At 59.5% G+C, this 3015-nt stretch carries 4 protein-coding genes; 3 read left to right on the forward strand and 1 reads right to left on the reverse strand.

Annotated features, from left to right (window positions below):
* The 3 genes from AC1DWI_RS18025 to AC1DWI_RS18035 all read left to right on the forward strand — a co-directional run.
* On the forward strand, window positions 1-391 hold a 391-nt coding region (locus tag AC1DWI_RS18025), incomplete at its 5' end, for a tryptophan synthase subunit alpha (RefSeq protein ID WP_477725361.1).
* Between the two features lie 88 nt (window positions 392-479).
* Entirely contained in the window at window positions 480-1352 is an 873-nt protein-coding gene (accD, locus tag AC1DWI_RS18030) for an acetyl-CoA carboxylase, carboxyltransferase subunit beta (protein WP_457279350.1), read from the forward strand.
* A gap of 129 nt (window positions 1353-1481) precedes the next feature.
* Entirely contained in the window at window positions 1482-2144 is a 663-nt protein-coding gene (locus AC1DWI_RS18035; protein ID WP_477671341.1) for an LON peptidase substrate-binding domain-containing protein, read from the forward strand.
* 17 nt (window positions 2145-2161) lie between these two features.
* Here AC1DWI_RS18035 and AC1DWI_RS18040 read toward each other — a convergent pair.
* A partial coding sequence (locus AC1DWI_RS18040) for a polysaccharide biosynthesis protein (protein WP_477725362.1) occupies window positions 2162-3015 on the reverse strand: 854 nt, incomplete at its 5' end.

The raw sequence follows: 3015 nt of genomic DNA on the forward strand, positions 1-3015 counted from the left end.
ATGCGTGGAATTTGCCGCCCGGCTGCGCGCCCACGGCATGGACCTGATCTTTTTGCTGGCCCCCACCAGCACGGACGCCCGCATGGCCCAGGTGGCGCAAGTCGCCAGCGGCTATGTCTACTATGTCTCGCTCAAGGGCGTGACGGGCGCCGGCACGCTGGACGTGGACGCCGTGGAGGCCATGCTGCCGCGCATCCGCAAGCATGTGAACGTACCCGTGGGCGTGGGCTTCGGCATTCGCGACGCCGCCACGGCCAAGGCCATCGGCAAGGTGGCCGACGCGGTGGTGATCGGCAGCAAGATCATCCAGCTGATTGAAAACCAGCCGCGTGACAAGGTGGCAATCGTTGCCAGGGACTTTTTGAAGGAAATCCGTACTGCTTTGGACTGACTTTTAATGGGCGAAACCCGGCGCATAATTGCGCTTTTCGCCCGGCAAATGCGTCTGGATCCCGCTCGACACCCTAAGGACTTACCCAATGTCTTGGTTAGAAAAACTTCTTCCCCCAAAAATCAGCCCCACCGATCCGACCGAGCGTCGAAGTGTGCCCGAGGGCCTGTGGATCAAGTGCCCGAGTTGCGAAGCCGTGCTCTACAAAACCGACCTGGAAAAAAACCAGAACGTCTGCCCGCAGTGCAGTCACCACCACCGCATAGGCGCGCGCGCCCGGCTGGACGCCTTTCTGGACCCGGAAGGCCGTTATGAACTGGGCCAGGAAGTGCTGCCCGTCGACGCCCTCAAGTTCAAGGACAGCCGCAAATACCCCGAACGCCTGAAAGAAGCCCTGGAAAACACCCAGGAAACCGACGCCCTGGTGGTGATGGGCGGCGCCGTTCACAGCATCGGCGTGGTGGTCGCCTGCTTTGAGTTTGATTTCATGGGCGGCAGCATGGGCAGCGTGGTGGGCGAGCGCTTTGTGCGCGGCGTGCACGCCGCTATCGAGCAAAAAGTGCCTTTCATCTGCTTTACCGCCACCGGCGGCGCACGCATGCAGGAAGGCCTGCTAAGCCTGATGCAAATGGCCAAAACCAATGCATCGCTGACCCGCCTGGCCAAAAAAGGCCTGCCCTACATCAGCGTGTTGACCGACCCGACCATGGGCGGTGTGAGCGCCGGCTTTGCCTTCGTGGGCGACATCGTGATCGCCGAGCCCAAGGCCCTGATCGGCTTTGCCGGCCCGCGCGTCATTGAGTCCACCGTGCGCGTCACGCTGCCTGAAGGCTTTCAGCGCGCCGAGTTTTTGCAAACCAAGGGCGCAGTCGATTTGATCTGCGACCGCAGGGAACTGCGCAAGACCGTGGCCAACTCCCTGGCCATGCTGCTGCGCCAGCCAGCCGATGCCGTCAGCTGAGAGGCCGGCAATTCCCGGAAGCAAGGCATAAGTCCCAAGGCATAAAAGGCGTATCAGCCGCACGAAAAATTCACCGCGCGGGTCACATGGGATGATGTGGTTCACGGCACTCCAAAGCACGATGAGACCATGCCAGAAGCCCTGACACTGACCTCCCTTCCCCTGTTCCCGCTGGGCGCGGTGCTGTACCCCGGCGGCGTGTTGCCGCTGCGCATCTTTGAGGTCCGTTACCTCGACATGATCGGTAAATGCCACAAGGCGGGTGCGCCTTTCGGCGTTGTTTCACTCACCGAAGGCTCCGAGGTACGCCGGCCCGCCGATGCAGGCACCCCCACGGGCGACGGCTTTGCGAACGAGGCCTTCAGCACCATCGGCACCCTGGCCACCATTACCGAGTTCTCCAGCCCGCAACCGGGCCTGATGGCCATACGCTGCACCGGTGCGCAGCGCTTTGAAATCACCCGCCGCGAAAAACTCAGGCATGGCCTGTGGATTGCCGATGTCACCCGGCTGGAAGACGACCAACCGGTGGAAATTCCGGTTGACCTGCAGGCCACGGCCAATGCCCTGGGCAAGCTGATTACAAGCCTGCAGGAACGCGAGGTGCCGCAAGCACAAATGCCGCTACTGGCGCCCTACAGGCTGAACGACTGCGGATGGGTCGCCAACCGCTGGTGCGAACTGTTGCCGATGCCGCTGGAATTAAAGCAGCGCCTGATGCAACTGGACAACCCCTTGATGCGGCTGGAACTGGTCAGCGACATTCTGGAGCGCACAGGAATTTCGCTGTAAACAAGGAACCAGCGAAATCAGATCCGGGATTTGTACTCCGGAACATGACTGGTTAACCAAGCCTTCACGGTTTCGCCGGACGGTGCGGCACCAACAGCGGATATCCAGGCTGTTACATCGTCGATGGCAACGGCCTGATCGCCCGACGATTTGGCCACAYGGAGTTTGGGATGGGGAGTGGGCTCCGTGGTTTCGTCATCAGCCATCAATTCTTCAAATAGTTTTTCGCCGGGACGCAAACCGGTAAAAGTGATCGAAATGTCGTGTTCGGATTTACCCGAAAGACGAATCATCATCCGGGCCAGATCCACAATTTTTACAGGCTCACCCATATCGAGCACGTAAATCTGGCCACTGCGTCCCATAAGCCCGGCCTGCAGTACTAATTTGGCGGCCTCCGGAATCGTCATGAAATAGCGCACGATGTCGGGGTGCGTCACAGTGATCGGGCCACCACGCGCAATTTGCTCAGTGAACAGCGGAACCACAGAGCCGCTTGAGCCCAGAACATTTCCGAACCGAACCGACACAAACTGGGTGTCGGTGTACTCGCGTGCAATGCTCTGCACCACGAGTTCCGTCATGCGTTTGGTGGCTCCCATGATATTGGTGGGATTCACTGCCTTGTCAGTGGAGATCAAGACGAACTTCTGGGCACCGCATGCACCGGCCACTTTAGCGGCGTGAATGGTTCCGAGAATATTGGTTCGGACCGCTTCGATTTCGTTATTCAACTCCATCAATGGGACATGCTTGTACGCTGCCGCATGAAAAAACACCGAGGGCTTGTACTGCATTGCGATGGCCTGCAAGCGGGCATGCTCCCTGACATTGGCCGTGTAATAGAGACCTTGCATCTGCGGATGCGCTT

This window comes from Polaromonas sp. P3_C2, from assembly GCF_056402675.1.

What these genes read in the sequence shown, in the direction of transcription:
- accD (WP_457279350.1), top strand. Translation starts at nt 480, where the DNA reads ATGTCTTGGTTAGAAAAACTTCTTCCCCCAAAAATCAGCCCCACCGAT.
- AC1DWI_RS18035 (WP_477671341.1), top strand. Translation starts at nt 1,482, where the DNA reads ATGCCAGAAGCCCTGACACTGACCTCCCTTCCCCTGTTCCCGCTGGGC.